We start from the raw sequence: 19127 nt of genomic DNA, 5'->3' as shown, positions 1-19127 counted from the left end.
GCCAGAAGTCCGACGTGCTTCGACTTGCTTTGCCTCCGGCAAAGCGGGACGCCGCCCCGCGGCGAAACGCTGCGCGCGAGGCCCGGATATGGCCGCCCCGGCTTGCGCAACGTCGCATGGCTTGCGACCTGTAGCGTCATCGACACGCCAAAAGGTTGCTCTTTTCTCGCTGCCGCGGTGACGATGGCGAGCAGCATGCGAAAAACCGGCGTTGCGCAGGCCCGGCCAGGATCGCCCTGCGCGTGAGTGCGGATGATGGATCGCCACCTTGGCCTTGATGCCGCTGAGTGATTGCCGCGAGGTCTTTTGCTCATGTCGTCTGCTCCTGTCATCCGGGCTCTGTCCTCGCCCATAGGAGCAGCCTATCCACTTTGCAGCGTGTTCAGATTTTCGCGGCCGGCTCTTCACTTCGAAATCTCAGCTGACGGCGCGTTCGAGTTCGATAAGGCGGTGCTGACTCCTGTGGGACACACGCGCATGGACACGATAGTGCAGGACCTGAAGTCCGCGGGCTTCCGGGCGCGCTCGATCACCGTCGTCGGATACATCGACCCGCTGGGCAAGCCCGACTACAACCGGCGCCTGTCCGTGGCGCGGGCGAACGCGGTGCGCGTATACATGGTGAACGCGGGCGTGCCGGCCGGCGTGATCCAGACCGAAGGTCGCGGCGAGACGCCCCTCAAGGTCACGGAAACCGCCTGCAAGGCCCCGGGGCCATGCCAAGAAGCACAGCGACCTTCTCGCCTGCCTGCAGCCGGACCGCCGCGTCGAGATCCACGCCACGGGAGAGCAAGCGCCATAGGGGGGGCCCGGCGCGGGCAAATGCAGAGTACGCCGCTCACTATATGGTCGACCCGCTGGTCGACCATGTCGGTGGACGGGTGAACGAGCTCCCATGCTTGCACCCCGATCGTTGCGCCCGCATCGACTTCATGCCGGCATGATTTTCCGGTGCTTCCCCACCCTTTTCCGGGCGGGCCGCATGCTGCGTCACCCGCGACGTCGGTAAGCCTTGATTCCGGCAAGCGTCTTGCCACGCCTATTGAGCCGGCATGAACGAACGTGAATCAGGCGGCATAGCAAAATGGGGCATGTTCGAAGTAGCTCTAACGCGTTCAGGTTGGCGTTGAACGCTGCGAAGGTGCCTGGGCGTGGCCTTGACAGTTGCGGCTTCGTGCGCGCCGGGGCGAGCTTCGTGACCGCCTGCTGGCCTGTAGTTGGGCAAGTAGCGCACCTCGATTTCGTCCTTGTTCTCGGCCAGCCAGTCCTCGCGCGGAATGCTGCGCCAGTCAGGCCGGGTCGTAGCGCGTGCGCTCATCGAGGAAGCGCGCTGTCGACGTGCAGGTGCTGGTCGACGAACAAGGGCAACCACGTCGATCGAGCGTCGTGGCCTCGAGTTGCCGGCAGACTGCAAAGGGACCAGTTTATAAACGGCCTGCGTGGTCGCGTCATGGCAAGCCCGGACGCCACGGCTCGGTGAGGCGCTCGACTCGTCTGGACAAAAAGTATCAAACCACCAACAGGCGAACTTGCCTGAATAGAGTTGTTGGCGAAATGTGCTCACGGCGGCAGCGGCGCCGACTGACTGGTGATGGTCCCCCTGGAAGGTGCAGCCCTCATTCGGACCAAAAAGTAACCACCAGTGAGCGCCAGCACAACCGCGGCCACGCCGATAAGCGAACTGCCCGCCATGTGCTCAACATCCAGATTGATTACGTGGCGACCGACGGCAATTATGGCCACGGCCAGGATGGTTTCCAGCCGGATGCGATGAGATTTGAAGTACACACGCAGTGTCTCCATGAGCTCGAGCCCGAGGATGATGAGCAGGACGCCGGAAAACGCCGTCTGCACCGCCTTCATGAGTTCCGGGACGGAATCGATGTTGCCAAATTGACTGACGATCGCGGTCCCGAACATGGTCCACAGCTCAATGACCATCGCCAGGATCACAGCCATGAGTAGGATCTGAGCGGCCACCAGGACGCATTTTTCGAACAGTTTGGTGACGATGGAATTGGACTTTTCTTCTTGCATGACTGATGAGTTTCTCTTTGGGGCTCCTGGTCCCGATTCGGGGCAGAGCCGTGCGTACTTTCGCTCTGGAGAGTCATAATGTCTACTTGATATTTTGTATTTCAGATATTCACACAATCAATCTCATAGGTGTCGACTTGAACCCCCTGCCGATCTTCCGAAGCGAGGTGTGAGGAACAAGACCTGACGAGTGCGACCACCGACTGGCCCTGAGCCAATCGGCCGTCAGCAACGCTGCGAGGCGCCTGCGATCTATGTTCAACAATGAACTGTTCGGCGCCACGCGGGGCGTATCCCTGACGCCGACTGCCGGCGCCATCTGCGCGAAGTTGCACGGCGCCCGGAGTACGGTTCGGCACTCGATCCCGGAAACCCGGGGCTTTGACCCGAAGTCATCGACGAGGTCAAGGGCAGAATAGAAAGAGGAGTGGTCGGACGTGGCGGCTCGCACACGCCAAGTGGAGGCCGAGTCGAACATAACGATCAGGCGGCTCGCCGAGACTCGCCGCGTGTGCGGCGTCGCCGGCCTACTTCTCTCGACACGGGCTGCCTGCAACGCCCGAGCAGCTGGCTGAGCACAAGGTGCTCAAGTATGTCTATGCCGTCTGCCCGACGAAGCTGTCATTCCGCAACGACGCCGAGACCAGAGCATCCAGGTCAGGGCGCCGCTCGACGCCAACGACGGTCAGATCCTTCGCGCGGAATAGGCATACTGGTGCAGCCGAAGTACATTGTCTACGACGACACCGCAGCGGGCAGGCTGGTTCCAGTATCCGATGAGTGGGATCTGCGCCTTGCGATCAAACGTCGCCTTCCAAACCCGAATGCACATGCCTGCCAAGGTGCGGCCTTTATTCACGAACTGGTCGAGCGATTTCTCTGCAATGACTACGAGTGTTTGTTGGACACCGTGGTCGCGTTTTCTTCGCTGGGCACCGACATGGCACAGGGTGGGACTGATCGTGCGCGTGATCAAGCCTTCAGCGCTCGCTGGCCCGCGCAACGCGCGCGTCCGCCTGCGGGCGGCCTCGCGCACACGTCAACGGCCCGTCAGGGTGCGTGACGCGATCTCGAGCTGCTTGCGAATGAATACTTGTCCAGGATCGGAGCCCTTGCTCGCTGCTCATACCAGCTTGACGGGAAACGTTCTCTTAGTGACTTCCGCAGGCAAAGAAGGGCCTGGTCGATGACTTCGGGTCGAAGCCGCGGGCTTCCGAGACCGACTCGCGCATCGTGCCCAGCCCGCCGTGCAACTTTGCATAGACAGCGTCCGCGGTAGAGGTTCGATGCACGCCCCTGCCGTGACGAACGAACAGCTCGTCGTTGAATACGGTTCGCAAGCGCGCCACAGCGTTGCTGACGGCCGGCTGGCTCATGGCAAGGCGCTGCGCGGCACTCGTCAAGCTTCGCTCCTCATAGACCGCCTCGAAAACCGGCATGAGGTTCAGATCGACACTTCTGAGATTGAGCATGTGAATATCTGGTGTACGAACTATCAAGTAGACGTTATGGATCGTTCAGCGGAGACTAACCCCAGTGGCTCTTCTTTGGAGATGGATAACACCATGAACTTCGGCGACCTGCAACCTGGCGATCTTTTCACTTGGCGGCCTCAAATCTGAACTGCAACACCTCATCGCATAAGGTGTGCACATGAATGAACGAACCAGGTACCAACAGCTTCAACCCGAGGACCGGATCACGATAGCGAGCATGTGTCAGCAGTCTTTGAGCATGCGGGCCATGGCCCGCATGCTCGGGCGCTCGGCATCCACCATCAGCCGGGAGCTGGAGCGCAACACGCTGGGCGAGTTGCCCTACGCCTCGCACTCGGCGCAGGTCTGCAGTCAGGGGCGTCGACAAGCCGCGCGTCCGCCACGCCAGCTCGACATCCAGGGCGTGGGCTGGCAAGTCCTGCTGACCCTGCTGGATTGGCGCTGGTCGCCCCAGCAGATCGCGGGTACCCTGAAGCGCGCCTTCCCCCACGAACCCGAGCGCCACGTGTCCCACGAAACCATCTACAACGCGATCTACGCGCAGCCGCGAGGCGAGCTGCGACGTCAGTTGGTCGCCTGCCTGCGTCGCGGCCACAGCACGCGAATGCCGCGCACCCGAGGCGATGATCGTCGTGGCCAGATCCCCGACATGGTCAGCATCCATGTGCGCCCGCCTGAGGTGAACGACCGTGTGATGCCTGGGCACTGGGAGGGCGACTTCATCAAGGGCGCAGGCAACAAGTCTTCGGTGGGTGTGCTTGTCGAGCGCACCAGCCGCCTGGTGCTGCTGGCCAAGATGGACGACGCGACCGCCGCCTCGGCGCTTGCGGGCTTCTCTGCCAAGCTGAACTCGATTGCTGAGCCGATGCGCCAGAGCCTGACCTACGACCAGGGCAAGGAGATGTCGCGTCATGCGGATCTCGCTGCACAGACCGGCGTCAAGGTGTACTTCTGCGACCCGCACAGCCCGTGGCAACGCGGCACCTGCGAGAACACGAACGGCCTCCTGCGTCAGTACATGCCCAAGGGCACAGACCTGAGCCTGTTCAGCCAGGGCGAGCTCGATGGAATTGCCGACAGCATGAACAACAGGCCTCGCGCCACGCATGCCTGGCACACGCCGCTGGAGGTGTTCGCACGAACACTGGCGTCGTCCCGTCAACCGCCAGCGTCAATTCAATAACCCCGTTGCGCTTCAGTCTTGAAACCGCCCTTTCAATTCACTCATCGGCATGCCCGTGGTCATCGCCAACACGCTGGCCACGCTGCTGCGCCGGTGCGCCAGCCTGCGGACTCCGTGCTCTGAATATCGCGGCGCGGCTCGCTTCATGAAGCTCTTTGGGGACTTGCAAACGACGTTGTTGGAACAGGCGCGCTTCATCCGACAACGGTTGGCGGCGCCGACTGCAATCATTCGGCGCCCCCCGTCCGCAGTAGTCGGGGCCCCAGCGGAACAAAGACCGTACGCCTGCTCCCAAATGATCGCGCAAGGCTCCACGAAGCGTGGCTACGCATCGCGGGCCTGACTTTGCCATTCGATTCCCTAGACAAGGTGGGAGCGCCGGCGGAACGGTTCTCGCGCGCGTGAGGCGGGTCAGCGACTGGCGACACGCGCTTTTTTAGCCACCAAGCAACTTGGTCGGCGGCGCTGTAGAGAAACAGGAGAAACCAACCTGCGTCGTTCAGAAATTCGGGCGTTGTCGGTGCATACACCCGATAAATGGAAACGACTAAGGCAATAACCGCCACCACCCAAGATTTGCCGGCCGTAGCATGCTGCTTCGGAACTGCCACATTCCATCCGCATCCCTGACCCACGCCATCCTGTCGACGCTTGCAGTCAGGGCGCGCCGTCCGTTGGCGCCGAACGCCGCCGACCACATCGAGCGTTGATGCCCGCGCAGCTCATGGGATCACCGGACGCGAACGGCGCTCCCTAGTTTTGCCGTCTTCGCGCCTGCCGCGGCGTGACGGCGCATGAATGCCTGCATGCGCGGGGCGATTTCGGATTTGTAGATCGAGCCGTTGAAGACGCCATAGTGCCCAACGCCTTCCTGCACATGATGCTCGCGCAAGCGCGCTGGCAGTTCCCCGCACAGACCTTGCGCCGCCTCGGTGACACCAACAGCAACCAGGTCGTCCTGGGCGCCCTCGAGCGTGAGCAGCGCAATATCTTTCAGGGCGGCGCAATCGACGCGTCGCCCGTGCACCTGCAGCGTGCCCTTGGCGAGTTGCTGGTCCATGAACACGCGCTCCAGCGTCTCGAGATAGAACTCGGCCGTGGCGTCCATCATGGCGTTGTACTCGTCGTAGAAGAGGCGATGCTTTTGCGCGGCGGCCTGATCGCCCTGCGCCACGTCCTTGAAGAATTGCACATGCTTGCCGATGTGCGTGCGCAGATTCAGCGAGACGAACGCTCCCAGCTGCAGGTATCCGGGATAGACGAGACGCCCTGCGCCTGCATAGCGCGATGGCACCTTGTGCACATTGAGTCGCATCACGGCCAGGGGAACACGGTCCGCAAATTTGGTGACGGTGTTTCGATTGACACGGATGTCGATGGGACCGGCAAGCAGCGACAGTGTGCGCGGCCGATGCGGATGCCTTTCCTCGGCCATCAAGGCTGCGGCACACAGCGCAGGCACCGCGGCCTGGCACAGGCCGACGAGGTGCACTTTCGGCCCCAGCGCGTCGAGAAATTCGACCAAGTATTGCACATACTCGTCAAAGCCGAAACGTCCTTCTGACAGAGGCACCTGCCGGGCATCGACCCAGTCCGTGATGTAGACATCGAAATCCGGCAGGAATTCGCGCAACGTGTCCTTCGAAAGGGTGGCATGGTGACCGGACATGGCGGCGACAAAGAGAATCTTCGGCGCGTTGGCGGTGTCGGCATGATGAAAGCGCCGCAGCTGGCAGAACGGCTTCTCGACCGCGACCTCTTCGACGATGGGTGCAGGCGTGCCGGCGACGGTGATCGGCTCATAGTCGAAGGCCTGCTTCGGATACTGGCGGATCAGACGCAGTACAGATTCGACGCCCGCGGCGTGGTAGCGATTGAGCCGGGTGCGGCGGAGCGGATGGCCAGGGTGCGTGACGAGTCGGTGATGCCAGTTCAGTGTCGTGTGCACGGGTTGGAGCAGTTGCTCGACGAGTGTGCGAAGGCGGTAGCGCGTCAAAATTTGTCTCCAGGTGGTCGCTGTGGTCTAGGCGCCTGAGTGTCGCCGGGGCATGTACGACGTTGGTCTCGACGCTGGCGACAAAGGTGCTGATGCTTCGGTTACCGCGGCGCAGCATCGGAATGGCATCGTCCTGCGCCCCGGCGGGGCGCAGTATGCCAGACAGCCTCGAAGAGCTTGACGAGGCGCGCCTGCTGCTCCTGGTCACCGACATTGGTAGCAAGCCGGGGCTGAAAGAGCAGCAAGTCGGGCAGGACCACGCCCTTCGCATCAACGTGAGCGATATTCGCTGACACTCGACTGGCTTCGACGCCCGAAATGGTGTCCGGTGATTGAGCGACGGCACAGGCAACCTCAAAAGCAGTCGCCGATACTGAGTTCGCCACGCCACTGTGAGGAAAGCGAGTGTGAAGTCTGGAGGCGACGAGACGATGCATCTTGCGCTGGCCCACGCTGGGGCGCATTTCTGTTGGTGACCTCGGGTCGCGGAACCCGCTTGATAAGAACGGCTTATTTGCGCACCAATCGTCCGTCAGACTGGCAAGCTCGCGTTCTGAAGCATCCTCGCAACACCGTCACATCGCCGACATTGCGGAAATCTACCGTGCCTTGCATATTGACAAGTTTGTCGGAGGGTTCGCGATGAAAAAGTGCATAGTGCTCATGATGCCGGTGGCCGCTTTGGTGGGTATCGGTACAGCCTGGGCTCAGTCCTCCATCGTTGTGTTCGCTGTGGTGGACAACTCCGTCAGCACCTACCGCAACCAGGCCAACGGCCCGTTCGGTACCTCCCTGACGACAAGCCAGACCGTTCTGACTAACTCCGCCCTCAGCTCCAGCCGCTTCGGCTTTCGCGGCAGGGAAGACTTGGGCGGCGGGCTGGGAGCCAGCTTATGGCTCGAAGCGGGTTTCAATTCCGACGACGGTTCGGGCGTCGGGTCGAATGGCCTCATCGCGTTCAACCGCCGCTCGACGGTCAGCATCGACGATGGCGACTGGGGTGAGTTGCGCCTGGGCCGCGACTACACGCCGACGTACTGGAACGACAATCTCTTTGACCCATTCGGCGTGAACGGCGTCGGGACAAGCCTGATCAGCACCGCCAGCGGACAGACTTCGCCAGGCAGCTTCAGAAGTGGCTGGACGAATGGGCAATACTCCCGCGCCAACAACTCGATCGGCTATCACTTGCCGGCGCTGGGTGGCTTCTACGGCCAGGCCATGTATGCCTTCAACGAGAAGGTCACGTACGACCCGGGCGGCACGACGCCTCCGGGCGTGGCCGCGATCGCCGCCAATCCGGCGCTGGCAGCCACCCCAGACAACGCGCGCGCCGGCAGGTACGTCGGGGCCCGCGGTGGCTACAAGAGCGGACCGGTGGACGTGGCGCTGTCGTATGGCGAAAGCACCGTCGGATCCAACTACTACGTCGGCTCGACCGCCACCATCAAGATCTGGAACGTCGCTGGCTCGTACAACTTCGGCGTGGTCAAGCTCTTCGGCGAGTACTCGAACAACAAGATGGAAACGAGCCTCGCGACCAACACCTTCAATCCTTTAGGCGTCACCAAGCCGGAATTCGACGGCTTCCTGATCGGGGTGACAGCACCTATCGGAACGGGCGACCTGCGCGCCTCGTATTCCGCGGTCCGGTACAAGAACATCAACTTGAACACGTTCGGGTTCAACCCGGACCCGAAAGCGGACAAGTTCGCGATCGGGTACGTCTACAACTTTTCCAAGCGCACGGCCGTGTACGCAACCGTTGCCTACCTGAGCAACAAGGACGGCGCCGGTCTGACTGTCGGGGGCCCGAGCTACTACACGCAGCCAGTCGCAGGCGTCGCGCCGGTGCCGGACAAATCGTACGGCTACGACCTGGGCATGCGCGTTTCCTTCTGATTCGCCGCGCTTCGCGGATCGAGCGCGGCAGTTGGCGCACTCGATTGTCGACTGGACGCTCGCCAGAAACGACACACCCAAGAGCCTTCCCTGCCGATCGTGCGCCCAAGCCCACCCACCAGACCGCCCGCGAGCCTGCGCCCGTAACGACATCCGCTTCTCGGGCGCCATTTTGCGGGTTGCATCGTCGGCGCCCAAGATGATCCGATGAAAATTGCGGGGCCGGGTGATGTTCCGTAGACAGCCCACGTACCCTTACAGGCCCAACTAATCCTTCATCTTTCGAGCGAGTTCCGCTCGCCGCCAAGATGCCGCCGAGCGACGACTGCAATGCCCTTCAGACCGGGCGTTGATGCCGAGGTCTTCTTCGCCCTGGAGCGACTGGAAGCGCTCTCACAGCGTGCGTATGCTGCGACGACGCGAACTCCGCGACCAGAGGGTGGGTGTCATCATGATACGCAGACGATTCCTGTATCAAGCGGCGGGTTCTGTGGCGATTCGGCGGTTGCGCAGTGAGTGATGTTTGTTCGGTTGCGCGGTGGAGACAGTCGTCAGGGGGCGGCAAGGGATTGCCGCGCACCACTAGCTGGAACTCCGCGTGAGCGGCGGCCAGCATCGGTCGCCCGTCCTCGCTCTCGCAGATCTCCGAGAACCCGTTCATCACCATCAGCAGCAGCGTGCATGAAGCGATCAGCATCGCGGCGATCTGCTCGGGCGGGAAGTTCTCGTCGAGCCCCCAGTTCGTTCTGCAGCAGGTTGTACTGTTGCTCCAGTTCGGCGCTCATGGCAGGAGGCGGGGCGGTGATCGTTATCGTCATTGGAGGTGCCGCAGTGGTCAAGGGCCTGATGGTACGGGGCCCACTTCCTGGCGCCACTGGCGGGCCTCACGGAGCCGCGCAATCGGCCAGGACAACGTCCTGGACCTCGCTCGCGCCTATCGCGCCTCGGTTCTGGCCGCGAAGTGGCATCGGGTTATCGGTTCGTAGGCGATCGAGCTGGAACTGCCCACAAAGTCGCGTAAGCGCCCTTGATTCGTCGCCCTTTCATCCTTGCCCATCGGTTGACACCCATACTGGCTCGGACGGTTCGCAATCATGCGGCTGCTTCTAAGGAAAAGACATGAAGCCAAAGCTTGTGGCGCTCGCCGCCGCCATGACGCTAGTTTCGGCGGGCGCGTTCGCAGATTGCGTGGGCTACACCGGACCCGGCGGACCGTGCTCGACTGGCCAGGGGGCGGTCTATCAACCGGACCCGGTGGGGGACTGTCTACCGGTCCTGGAGGCGGCTTCTCCACCGGCCCACGCGGCGGACTTTCCACCGCCCAGGGGGAGGCCTATCCACGGGGCCGGGTGGAGGGCTCTCCACGGGACCTGGAGGTGGCATGTCAACTGGCCCAGGGGCCCGCAGTCTTCCTGAACGAGGGCATCGGGTCGATAAGCGAAGATTATGGTGCCCTACCTTTGCAATTGCGTTACACACCATATGTATTAAGCCAAAATCATACGAGTTAGTAGGCGCACGCGCATCTTTTGCCGCCGGCGACCTTTTGAATGGGATGCAGCCCCGCCAAACTGCGGCCTCACCACGAGCTTGGTGCGTCGTTCCGATGCATTCAGGGGACAGCTTTGCATTGGGGGCCAGCCCGCTCGCTTGAGCCCGCCTTGCTATCGCGTGACCAAGACGAAGCTGGTGAGCACGCCGAAGAATGCCTTGCGGATTGACGAGGTGTCCATGGGTCTAACCGGCGCGGCGGAACCGTGGCTCAAGGCTGAAAAACAAGCATCGTGCGGCGCTTCTTGAACTTCCAGCCGACGTGGGTCAAGACGTAGTCATCGACGTAGTCGACCACCACTGGCGTTGAAACAGGCAGTGGTTGCGATGGCGTTGCGCTGCTTTCAGCGGGCGCCTGGAACATCAAGGCAGAGCATGTGCCGACCGCGGTTTCAGCGCTGGTCATATCGATACGAATGTTCGCGCAGAGATGTCGGGTGACTCTTCCCTGTGGCCTGCCATCGAGGAAGCTGCGGATAGCGGCGCTGCCCTCGCTCGCCTGCCCGCCCCTTTCGAACACGCCATCGTCAGCAAACAAGCGAACAAATGCGTCGTAGTCGCACTGGTCTACGCTCCACGCAAAGTCGTTGCAAAGGCGGGTGCATTCGCGCTCGGCGCGTAGTTGTTCTTCAAGGTTCATCTGTCGTTCAATCAACGCAAATTGATACCGTCTACGCCACGTGGACCGCTTGCCGGGCGCGTCTTGATCGTGGCCTCGTCTTCCCCGGCGTGAAATCGCCGGGCCAGTTCGGCCGGGTTGAAATCAACACCAATGGGATTGGTGGCGAAATCCGGAGTGAAGAAGAAAGCGCCTGCTTCTTCCACCGTGGCGCAGTTGTCGATCTGCAGTTCCACCTGGTTGCCGTCAGGGTCGGCGTAGTACATCGAGGTGGTCGGACCATGGTTCACGCACCACACCGGCGAAATACCAAGCCCGTCAAGACGCTCATAGGTCGCAACGAGGTCACTTAGCGAGGCATAAGTAAACGCAATGTGATGCACGCCACAAATCCCGTCTGGCTGGTCACGCAGGCCCGGCACCTCGATCAGCGCGATGCGGTGATGCTCGTCGTCGTATGCAAGAAAGGCGATGCGGCCATCGGAATATGCGACGCTCGCGCACAGCACTGTTTGATACCACTGCATCAGCTCGTCAAACTTCGATGTCCGAAGCACGACATGGGCGAGCCTGGCCGGGGAAATGGCGGCCGTGGCCGGTTCGACTGTGGCGCCTCGTACGGAATCAACTAGCTCATTCATGAAAACTCTCCTTCAAACGTTTCTGCGCGGGCGGTGTTTCAACGGTTCGACCCGTGGCCATCGCAAAGACATCAAGGTCTTTGCCCGTCGGCCATTCATTCCCCGTCCATGCGATTTGCTGATCGTGCCGACTCAGAATCGGGTGATGACGGTAGAGGCATACAACTGCCGGGTTGTCTGACTGCAGCATTTCAGTGGGACATTCAATCGCTTGGCGTCGTGAAGCGCGGCGCGCGGGGCGCGGCGCCCGCCCGCGCGTTTTTCTCCACGACCGGGCAATCGATGCCGCGTTTCTCCAGCTCGATGAACAGTAGCCTGCCCGACGGGCCCGGCGCCCACGATGAGCGCCCGGACTGCTCGCTCGCATATTTGTTGTCGCTCGTCATTTGCTCGATCCAGATCTGCTGTGGTGCTGGTCTGGATCAACACCGTTGCGGTTGTCTCTTTTGAGGTCAAGCCTCGACTGCCTCTTTGTACATCGCAAGCGAACGTCTGGCTGCTGATACAATGGACCAGGTCTTCTTCCAGGAAGATGGGAAAAACGCACTCGCGATACGCTTTGCCGTATCACTTGCACTGGTCGAAGAAACTCCGCTGTGCGACGGCCTCAGCCGTCCGCGCTCCGGCGCGAGGGCTTTCTCCAAGGCAGTCCAACTCGACAACTCGGACAATTCGGAGCAGCACGGTTGCCGAGGCGAGCTTCGACCTTCACCCAGCCATTTCGTGGTTGACGACGAAATCCTCGGGAACGGATGGGCCCCAAACGTAGAGCGAATCCTCGCCGGGATGGTCCGCCGCAGGCCAGGTGTTGCCGGCCTCGACATAGTCGATGTCAAAAGAATATTCCGCGTAGCTGCCCCACGGGTCGCGCACATAGCGGAAGTAGTTGGAGCCGAGCACATGGCGCCCCACACCCCACCCCTCCTCGTATCCGGCCTCCGCCATCTGCTGTGTGCCTTGCCCGACCGCGTCAAAGGACGGCACGCACCAACTGCTGTGGTGCAGACCGCCGCCGTTCGACTTGGCGAGCGCGATGAGGTGATGGTCACTGCCGTGCGGCGTGTGCATGAAAGCGATGACCGAGCCTGACTTGTCGGAGAGTCGAAGGCCAAGAACGTCTTCGTAGAAGATGCGTGCTGCATCCACATCGGCACTGAATAGCAGGATGTGCGACAGGTACAGCGGTCGGGCTGGCTGTGCCTTGCTGCGACTCGGCGAGCGGCCAGCGTTAGCGCTTTGGGGCGGGAACTCGCGCGGCGCGGGCTGCGAAGGCGAGGACTTTTCGGCGACACGCAGCTGCAGCGGAATTCTGTCCGGACCTTCGATCCACAAGCCGTTGGCGTCCGCACCGGCTGGCGGCGCGACTGTGGCAATGCCCCTCGCCGCCAGGCGCTCCTTGAAGCGCGCTTCGTCCGCCGCGTGGATGCCCAACGTGACCCATCTGAGGCGCTTGGTGTCGCCGCCTTGGAGCACCCGCGCCCAGCGGTGCGGATTTCCGAATGTGTGGAGCGCCAGCGCTTGGTCTTCAGTGCGAACGTCCAGCCCGAAAGCGTTGTAGAAGTGGCGCGCCTGCTCCAGATCCGGCACGCTGAAGACAAATTCATCCACCGAGTGCACCGCTGGGGTGCTATTACTTCGAATGCTTGTTTCAGCTGTCATTGTTGTCTCCTTTTGAACCGTGGCAATTCCGTGGCATTTCCGCCTTGGCGCGGGCTTGATCGCCGAGGGCTCGGTTGTCCGCCTGTTCAGACGACACGTTGGCGCTGCGTGCCCAGCACGCCCGCGCTTAACGTCATCACGTCGCCACGCTTCAGGAACTGCGGCGTCGGCTTCATGCCCAAGCCCACGCCTTGCGGGGTGCCAGTGATGACCACGTCGCCCGGCAGCAAGGTCATGAACTGGCTCAGGTACGACACCACTTCAGCGACAGGAAAGATCATGTCGGCGGTATTGCTCTGCTGCCTGACCTCGCCGTTCACAGCCAGTTCGAGTGGGATCCTCTGTGGATCAGGCAACTCTTCGGTGGTCACGAGCCACGGACCAATCGGGCCGAAGCCGTCGAAGCTCTTGCCCTTGCCCCACTGGCCGCCGCGCTTGATCTGCCAGTCGCGCTCCGAAACGTCGTTGGCCAGGCAGTAGCCCGCCACGTGCTTCAACGCATCGGCCACCGAAACCTTCTTGCACTGCGTTCCGATGACGAAGCCCAACTCGATCTCCCAGTCGCCAGCGACGGAGCCGTCGGGCAGCTCGACGTCGTCGTTCGGGCCAGCCAGCGACGTGAGCGCCTTGGTAAACACGACCGGTTCCTTCGGAATCTCAAGGCCGGCCTCTTCCGCGTGCTTGCGGTAGTTCAATCCGACGGCGACGAACTGCCGCACGCCGGCCACCGGCGCGCCCAAGCGTGTGCCTTCGGGTACCAGCGGCAGCTTCGAGAGGTCGATGGCGGTAAGCGCCTGCAGCTTGGCGGGTGACATCCATTCGGGCGTGAAGTCCGGAACGAGAAGGGATAAATCGCGCACCTGGCCATTGTTGTCAAGTGCGCCGGGCTTTTCTGCCCCAACGGGGCCGTGGCGAAGCAGTTTCATCTGGTTGTCTTTTCGGTAGTTCGATACAGGGGTTGTTGGAGTTCGGCAGGTTTACTCGGCCACGATATGCGCATCAGCGACGACTTTCTTCCAGCGCGCGATGTCCGAGGACATCAACTCGCGCAACTCGGCTGGGCTGCTGATCCTGACGGCGAGGCCCAACTCCGACAGCTTCTTCCTGACATCATCCTGTTGCACCACCTGCACGAAGTCGTGGTGCAGGCGCTCGACGAGCGCGGCAGACATTCCGCCAGGACCGAACACCGCATACCAGGCATCCACGGGCTCCAGCGCGCTGATGCCTTGCTCACGGAAAGTCGGCACGTCCGGCATCAATGGCGAACGCTCGGCGCCAGTCACGCCCAGCATCCGGACCTTGCCGGCCTGCACCTGCGGCAGCACCGATTGCACAGTGGCGAGCATCATCTGCACCTGCCCGCCCATGGTGTCGGTCAGCGCGCCGGAAAAGCCTTTGTAAGGCACGTGCACGACATCGATGCCAAGCGCGGATTTCGCCAGTTCCATGCCCATGTGATGCGGCGTGCCATTGCCGGGAGATGCGTAGTTGAGCGAGCCGGTCGGCTTGCTTTTCACATATGCCACCAGCGATCGCACATCCTTCACCGGCACGTTGTTGTTGACGATCAAGGCAAAACTTGCGGTGGCCAGCCGTGCAATCGGGGTGAAGTCCGTCGCTGGGTTGTAGGGCAGCGTCTTGTAGAGGGATGGCGTTGCCGCGAGGGTATTGATGGCCATCAGCAGGGTCTGCCCATCGGGCGGCGACTTGGCCACGCGATCGGCACCGAGGTTGCCACTGGCACCAGGCCGGTTGTCGACCACGACAGGCTGCTTCCACAGCTCGCCCAACCGCGGCCCGATGATTCGGGAGATGGTGTCGCTGCCGCTGCCTGCGGTAAACGGGACGACAAGGGTCACGGCGCGTGATGGAAAAGCGCCAACTCCGCCCTGGGCCAGCGCCGGCCCGCCACAGGCTGCGGCTGAAACCATGAGCAAGGCCTTGCGTCTTGTAATTGCGTCCACGTTGTGTGTCTCCAGATCCTATTGAGAGGCAATCATGCGACGCCATGGTCCGCGCGCACAGATCCCAAAATCCGCGCGGTGATACACAGTACGAATCACCGCGCGATGTGATCAGGGGACGTCTCGCCGCCAGCGAAGCGGCAAAGTGCCACCGGCGCGATAGCTTGCGATGAACCTGAAGCGCGCGGCCTGCGCGTTCTCTTGCGGTGCCACGACCTGTCCGAGGTTCTGAATGAGCCCTTTGTCGCCATAGGCAGGCCAGATCGGAAGGCCGGCCGCATTCGGATTGCCACGGGTGGCGAAGTTGACCCAGTACGACATCATCGTTTGCGCGAGCGCGCGGTCAGCCTCTGCCGGCGGCTTGTTGCTGTGGATGATGAACTGCGGGGTCAGCGTTCCGAAGACGAACGGGATTTCAGTGATGTGTGACGCGATGGGCACATAGGGCGACGTGTAGGTGAACTTGTAGCCATAGACCGGCACGCGGCCGCCCGCCTGCTGGTACTCCAGCCACTTCCAGGTCTGCTCGCTGATCGTGATGTCGCCTGTGAGCGCGTTGGACGAGGCGACCGCTTCGGCATCGGTACTGGCGGGGTACAGGGCCAGGAATTCCGCGAGCCGATCCTTTCCGAACATACGCGCGGCCGCATCGCGAAATTCCTGCGCGTTGCCATGCGGCAGCGAGAAGGCGCGGAACGGATAGTCCTCGGCCTCGTTCCAGCCAGCGAGCAGCGGGATCTTCATGTATTCGCCCCTCGCATAGCGGGCCGACGGGAAGTCCGGGAGCACATGGTGATCGACATTGGGCGAGAACACCGTCACCATCGGATTCATGGTGAAGTCCCATGGGGCCGCAGCATTGATTTTTTCAGCGGGCATCGCACGCAATGCAGCGATCGAGCTTTCGCCCAGTTTCCTCATGAATGCAACGCCGCGCGCCCGGGATTCATCGAAGCCCTCCATCGGCCCGTTCTTTCCGTCCCAGAAGGCGCCGCTTTGACCAATGGCCTTATGAAACAGGCCCTTCGACAACGGCGAGGTCATGAGAAGACCGACGGCGTGCGCGCCGGCCGACTCCCCGAACAGCGTGACGTTGTCCGGATCACCGCCGAAACGCGCAATGTTGGCCTTCACCCAGTGCAGCGCCGCAAGCTGATCCTGCAAGCCATAGTTGCCCGAAGCGCCTTCCTTGTCGAGCGCAGGGTGCGCCATGTGGCCCAGCACGCCGACACGGTAGTTGAAGGTCACAAGCACCACGCCCTTGCGCGCAAGTTGCGTTCCATTGAAATACGGCGCCGACCCGGAGCCGAACTGGAAGCCTCCGCCGTGAATCCACACCATCACTGGCCGCCTCTCGGCGGGCTTGTGCGCGGCAGTCCAGATGTTGAGGAACAGGCAGTCCTCGGAACGTGCCGGCCCGGGCTCAGGATCGTTGGGGAGCGCCGACAGGCAGCGATTTCCAAACTTCGTGGCGTCGCGCACCTCGGTCCAGGGCTTGACCGGCTCCGGTGCGTGCCAGCGCAGATCGGCGACAGGCGGCGCGGCAAATGGCATCCCCTTGAAGGAAAGCACGCCGTTCTCATCTCGGGGCGAGCCGCGCACGGCGCCGGACACGGTGTGAACCACCTCGCCGAGTTCCGCGGGCTCGGCATGCAGGGAGATCGGGGCCATGGCGGCCAGCATGGTGGTTGCAAACCATCCGACGGAGTGAAGCAGATTCATGATGATGTCGCTTGTTCGATGTGAAAGATGCGGCGGGCGTTCAAGTGATAGATCGACTCGGGATCGGCCTCGCTGATGACGACCTTGTCCATGAAGGCGACGGCCGGTCCCATCGGTTGATACGGATAGTCCCCCCTTGGAGACGCTGTCTGCGTTGGATGTCCATGCGCCTACTCTCTCTTCAAGGACGACTGCAACAGCGCCGCGTACTCGAGCGGTGTCGGATGCATAGGGGCGAACAGATTGAAGTGGCTGGCGTTGGCTGCTATGGCCAGTCGCTGCACGTCGCTGGCCGCGTAACCGAGTTCCGCAAGCGTCGCGGGCAAGCCGAGTTCGCGCATCAACGACGCGATGGCCTCCGAAAGCGATGCCGACGCGTCCAACCCGAACGCCCGTGCGATCGCCGCGACGGGTTCGGGCGACTGGCGCGCCGTGCCGTCCAGCGTGGCCACGAGCCCGATGCCGCTCAGCACGCCGTGCGGGAAGCCCTGGTCGCTGCAGGTGAGCGCCACGGCATGCGCCGGGCCCAAGCCCATGCCGATGGCCACGCCGCCAGCGTAGGCAGCCAACATCATCTCGGCGCGTGCTTCGGTGTCGTTGCCGTCGCGCACCGCACGGCGCAGGCAACGCGCGACGCGTGCAATCCCATCGAGCGCGATTGCGTTGCCCAGCGGCACGCTCTTCTTCGACAACAAGCCCTCGATGCAGTGCGACAACGCATCGATTCCGGTGGCGGCCGTCAGGCGCGGCGGCAAGCTGCGCGTGAGACCCGGATCAAGGATCGCCACCGTTGGCACGAGGTGCCGCGAGTTCATGCCGAGCGATGCCGTGGTCGCGTCCGGATGGATGCCTGCCGAGGGCGACGCCTCGCTGCCGGTGCCGGCGGTTGTGGGTATCGCCAGCAGTGGCGCCCCGGCGAAATGGACCACGCCAGGCACGCCCACGTAGTCGGCCGCCGAGCCGTTGTTGGTGGCCAGCAAGGCGATCAGCTTGGCCGTGTCGATCACCGATCCACCGCCCAGCGCCACGACGCCGTCGCAGCGACTTGCGCGGTAGAGCGTCGCACCACTGTCGACGTCTGCGAACAACGGGTTCTCCGTGACGCCATCGAAGACAACCATTGGGAAGGCGTCGCTGCAGGCGGACATCACCCTGGCAGCGAGCCCCGCTGCAAACACGCCGCGGTCGGTGACGAGCAGCGGCCGCGACACGCCCACCGCGGCCAGTTCCGCCGGCAGCGCGGCGATCGCGCCGTCCGCAAACAGGGTGCGCGGGAGATGGAGCGCCGGCACGGGCAGTGACCGGGGCGAAGCCTGCGTCATGGCTTGCCGATGTGCGACAGGCGCATCAGTCTGAGCGCATTGCCCAGGTAAAGCTTCTCCTGGTCTTCATCGCTCAAGCCAAGGTCCGCTATGGACCGGATGCCCTCGCGGATGAACATCGGACCGCCCTCGGGATCGAACGGGCAATCGGAGGCGAACACCACGTGGTCAACGCCGAAGAAGTCGATGCCGCAGCGTAGCGCCGAGCGCGAGCCGCCGAGCACCGTGTCGCCGTAGAACATCTTGAAATATTCGATGGGCGCCTTCGACAGGCGCTTGAGAACGTCGGCCTCGCTGCCGTCGACGCTGCGGCTGCCGAGCTGCGCCCACAGCGACTCTGCGCGACCTGCGAAGTAAGGCAGCATGCCCCCGCAGTGGTGCGTGATGATGCGCAATTTCGGCAGCTTCTCGAGCAGCCCCGAGAACACCATCCGCGACATGGCCACCGAGGTTTCAAAGGGCCATCCCAGCACCTGCCAGATCTCGTACTTAGAGCGCTCTTCTCCTTTGTAGTCCGACGTGGTGCCCGGGCGGAACGGATGCATCCAGATCGGCAGGTCGTGCGTGTTGGCCATGCGCTCGAAGACCGGGAAGAACTCGGCGTCGTCGAGCGGACGACCATTCACGTTCGAGATGATCTGCACCCCGCGCGCGCCGAGTTCGTTGATCGCGCGGTCCATTTCCTTCAGTGCTTCCGGCACGTTGTTCATCGGCAATGAGGCCACGAACACGGGGAACTGGTCCGGCCAGCGTTTGCAGATCTCTGCCATGCCGTCGTTTGCCACGCGGGCGAATTCCGGCGACTGGTCCGGGCCGCCGAGGTACTCGGGCGCAGGCGCGCTGAGCGTCAGCACCTGGACGACGTCCGGGAACTTCTCCACCAGCATCTTCGCGCGGGCTTCCAGGTCCCACAGCATGGGCAGGCCGGCCATGCGCTTGACGATGCCGGCGTCCTTCGAGTGCGTCTTGACGAGTTCGAAATACGCAGGCGGCAGGACGTGGTTGTAGATGTCTATCTTCTTCATGTGTTTT

General features: G+C 62.5%; 18 protein-coding genes and 1 pseudogene. 6 read left to right on the top strand and 13 right to left on the bottom strand.

All coding sequences use genetic code 11. The annotated features are described in order from the left end of the window. Positions 1 to 312: 312 nt before the first annotated feature. Positions 313 to 885, top strand: a complete 573-nt coding sequence (locus HB681_RS31925) for an OmpA family protein (RefSeq protein WP_256735175.1) — start codon at positions 313 to 315, stop codon at positions 883 to 885. A gap of 182 nt (positions 886 to 1067) precedes the next feature. Here the strand turns inward: HB681_RS31925 and HB681_RS31920 are convergent. Together HB681_RS31920 and HB681_RS31915 are read right to left on the bottom strand one after the other, a co-directional pair. Further along, positions 1068 to 1282 (bottom strand): annotated as a pseudogene (locus HB681_RS31920) (IS630 family transposase); the annotation flags it as partial. Between the two features lie 278 nt (positions 1283 to 1560). Continuing rightward, positions 1561 to 2037 (bottom strand): phosphate-starvation-inducible PsiE family protein, encoded by a 477-nt coding sequence (locus tag HB681_RS31915; RefSeq protein WP_213958897.1) that lies wholly within the window; start codon positions 2035 to 2037, stop codon positions 1561 to 1563. A gap of 715 nt (positions 2038 to 2752) precedes the next feature. Between HB681_RS31915 and HB681_RS31905 the strand changes: the two genes are divergently transcribed. The 3 genes from HB681_RS31905 (at position 2753) to HB681_RS31895 (ending at position 4716) form a co-directional block, all read left to right on the top strand. Next, on the top strand, positions 2753 to 3100 hold the full coding sequence (locus HB681_RS31905) for a hypothetical protein (protein WP_213958896.1): 348 nt from the start codon (positions 2753 to 2755) through the stop codon (positions 3098 to 3100). Positions 3101 to 3323: 223 nt separating this feature from the next. Next, complete coding sequence (locus HB681_RS38670) at positions 3324 to 3659, top strand: hypothetical protein (RefSeq protein WP_275946421.1); 336 nt, start codon at positions 3324 to 3326, stop codon at positions 3657 to 3659. A 31-nt stretch (positions 3660 to 3690) separates the two neighbouring features. After that, positions 3691 to 4716, top strand: a complete 1026-nt coding sequence (locus HB681_RS31895; protein ID WP_213958894.1) for an IS30 family transposase — start codon at positions 3691 to 3693, stop codon at positions 4714 to 4716. A gap of 730 nt (positions 4717 to 5446) precedes the next feature. Here the strand turns inward: HB681_RS31895 and phaZ are convergent. Continuing rightward, entirely contained in the window at positions 5447 to 6712 is a 1266-nt protein-coding gene (gene phaZ / locus HB681_RS31890) for a polyhydroxyalkanoate depolymerase (RefSeq protein ID WP_213958893.1), read from the bottom strand. A 155-nt stretch (positions 6713 to 6867) separates the two neighbouring features. Here phaZ and HB681_RS31885 point away from each other — a divergent pair, with 155 nt between their 5' ends. Together HB681_RS31885 and HB681_RS31880 are read left to right on the top strand one after the other, a co-directional pair. Beyond that, positions 6868 to 7005 (top strand): hypothetical protein, encoded by a 138-nt coding sequence (locus tag HB681_RS31885; RefSeq protein ID WP_213958892.1) that lies wholly within the window; start codon positions 6868 to 6870, stop codon positions 7003 to 7005. A gap of 145 nt (positions 7006 to 7150) precedes the next feature. Continuing rightward, on the top strand, positions 7151 to 8614 hold the full coding sequence (locus HB681_RS31880) for a porin (protein WP_256735174.1): 1464 nt from the start codon (positions 7151 to 7153) through the stop codon (positions 8612 to 8614). A 1762-nt stretch (positions 8615 to 10376) separates the two neighbouring features. On the opposite strand, the gene HB681_RS31875 is transcribed toward HB681_RS31880, so the two are convergent. The 10 genes from HB681_RS31875 to HB681_RS31830 form a co-directional block, all read right to left on the bottom strand. Continuing rightward, positions 10377 to 10805 carry a nuclear transport factor 2 family protein gene (locus HB681_RS31875; protein ID WP_213958891.1) on the bottom strand — a complete coding sequence of 143 codons (429 nt, stop codon included), beginning with the start codon at positions 10803 to 10805 and terminating at the stop codon, positions 10377 to 10379. Positions 10806 to 10816: 11 nt separating this feature from the next. After that, complete coding sequence (locus HB681_RS31870) at positions 10817 to 11425, bottom strand: VOC family protein (RefSeq protein ID WP_213958890.1); 609 nt, start codon at positions 11423 to 11425, stop codon at positions 10817 to 10819. Further along, positions 11418 to 11615, bottom strand: a complete 198-nt coding sequence (locus HB681_RS31865; RefSeq protein WP_213958889.1) for a hypothetical protein — start codon at positions 11613 to 11615, stop codon at positions 11418 to 11420. Before HB681_RS31865 ends, HB681_RS31870 begins: the two co-directional genes overlap by 8 nt. Before the next feature lie 13 nt (positions 11616 to 11628). Then, positions 11629 to 11811 carry a hypothetical protein gene (locus tag HB681_RS31860; RefSeq protein WP_213958888.1) on the bottom strand — a complete coding sequence of 61 codons (183 nt, stop codon included), beginning with the start codon at positions 11809 to 11811 and terminating at the stop codon, positions 11629 to 11631. A gap of 322 nt (positions 11812 to 12133) precedes the next feature. Continuing rightward, a complete protein-coding gene (locus tag HB681_RS31855; protein ID WP_213958887.1) occupies positions 12134 to 13084 on the bottom strand; it encodes a VOC family protein in 951 nt (316 codons plus the stop codon). Positions 13085 to 13170: 86 nt separating this feature from the next. Then, positions 13171 to 14010 (bottom strand): fumarylacetoacetate hydrolase family protein, encoded by an 840-nt coding sequence (locus tag HB681_RS31850; RefSeq protein ID WP_213958886.1) that lies wholly within the window; start codon positions 14008 to 14010, stop codon positions 13171 to 13173. A gap of 51 nt (positions 14011 to 14061) precedes the next feature. Then, on the bottom strand, positions 14062 to 14946 hold the full coding sequence (locus HB681_RS31845; protein ID WP_213958885.1) for a tripartite tricarboxylate transporter substrate binding protein: 885 nt from the start codon (positions 14944 to 14946) through the stop codon (positions 14062 to 14064). A 216-nt stretch (positions 14947 to 15162) separates the two neighbouring features. Continuing rightward, positions 15163 to 16773, bottom strand: a complete 1611-nt coding sequence (locus HB681_RS31840; RefSeq protein WP_213958884.1) for a carboxylesterase family protein — start codon at positions 16771 to 16773, stop codon at positions 15163 to 15165. A gap of 170 nt (positions 16774 to 16943) precedes the next feature. After that, positions 16944 to 18095, bottom strand: coding sequence for an iron-containing alcohol dehydrogenase (locus tag HB681_RS31835; protein WP_213958883.1), 1152 nt, complete (start codon positions 18093 to 18095; stop codon positions 16944 to 16946). Further along, positions 18092 to 19120 carry an amidohydrolase family protein gene (locus HB681_RS31830; protein WP_213958882.1) on the bottom strand — a complete coding sequence of 343 codons (1029 nt, stop codon included), beginning with the start codon at positions 19118 to 19120 and terminating at the stop codon, positions 18092 to 18094. The genes HB681_RS31835 and HB681_RS31830 overlap by 4 nt, the downstream gene beginning before the upstream one ends. Positions 19121 to 19127: the final 7 nt, after the last annotated feature.

The organism is Variovorax sp. dw_954, assembly GCF_018449755.1.
Lineage (GTDB): Bacteria > Pseudomonadota > Gammaproteobacteria > Burkholderiales > Burkholderiaceae_C > Variovorax.
Note: the sequence above shows the minus strand (reverse complement) of the source record. Positions and strands in the feature narration are given on the sequence as shown.

Coding starts and splice junctions, on each gene's coding strand:
- HB681_RS31925 (WP_256735175.1), top strand. CDS start 313: ATGTCGTCTGCTCCTGTCATCCGGGCTCTGTCCTCGCCCATAGGAGCA.
- HB681_RS31915 (WP_213958897.1), bottom strand. CDS start 2,037: ATGCAAGAAGAAAAGTCCAATTCCATCGTCACCAAACTGTTCGAAAAA.
- HB681_RS38670 (WP_275946421.1), top strand. CDS start 3,324: ATGCACGCCCCTGCCGTGACGAACGAACAGCTCGTCGTTGAATACGGT.
- HB681_RS31895 (WP_213958894.1), top strand. CDS start 3,691: ATGAATGAACGAACCAGGTACCAACAGCTTCAACCCGAGGACCGGATC.
- HB681_RS31885 (WP_213958892.1), top strand. CDS start 6,868: ATGCCAGACAGCCTCGAAGAGCTTGACGAGGCGCGCCTGCTGCTCCTG.
- HB681_RS31875 (WP_213958891.1), bottom strand. CDS start 10,805: ATGAACCTTGAAGAACAACTACGCGCCGAGCGCGAATGCACCCGCCTT.
- HB681_RS31870 (WP_213958890.1), bottom strand. CDS start 11,425: ATGAATGAGCTAGTTGATTCCGTACGAGGCGCCACAGTCGAACCGGCC.
- HB681_RS31865 (WP_213958889.1), bottom strand. CDS start 11,615: ATGCTGCAGTCAGACAACCCGGCAGTTGTATGCCTCTACCGTCATCAC.
- HB681_RS31860 (WP_213958888.1), bottom strand. CDS start 11,811: ATGACGAGCGACAACAAATATGCGAGCGAGCAGTCCGGGCGCTCATCG.
- HB681_RS31855 (WP_213958887.1), bottom strand. CDS start 13,084: ATGACAGCTGAAACAAGCATTCGAAGTAATAGCACCCCAGCGGTGCAC.
- HB681_RS31850 (WP_213958886.1), bottom strand. CDS start 14,010: ATGAAACTGCTTCGCCACGGCCCCGTTGGGGCAGAAAAGCCCGGCGCA.
- HB681_RS31840 (WP_213958884.1), bottom strand. CDS start 16,773: ATGAATCTGCTTCACTCCGTCGGATGGTTTGCAACCACCATGCTGGCC.
- HB681_RS31835 (WP_213958883.1), bottom strand. CDS start 18,095: ATGACGCAGGCTTCGCCCCGGTCACTGCCCGTGCCGGCGCTCCATCTC.
- HB681_RS31830 (WP_213958882.1), bottom strand. CDS start 19,120: ATGAAGAAGATAGACATCTACAACCACGTCCTGCCGCCTGCGTATTTC.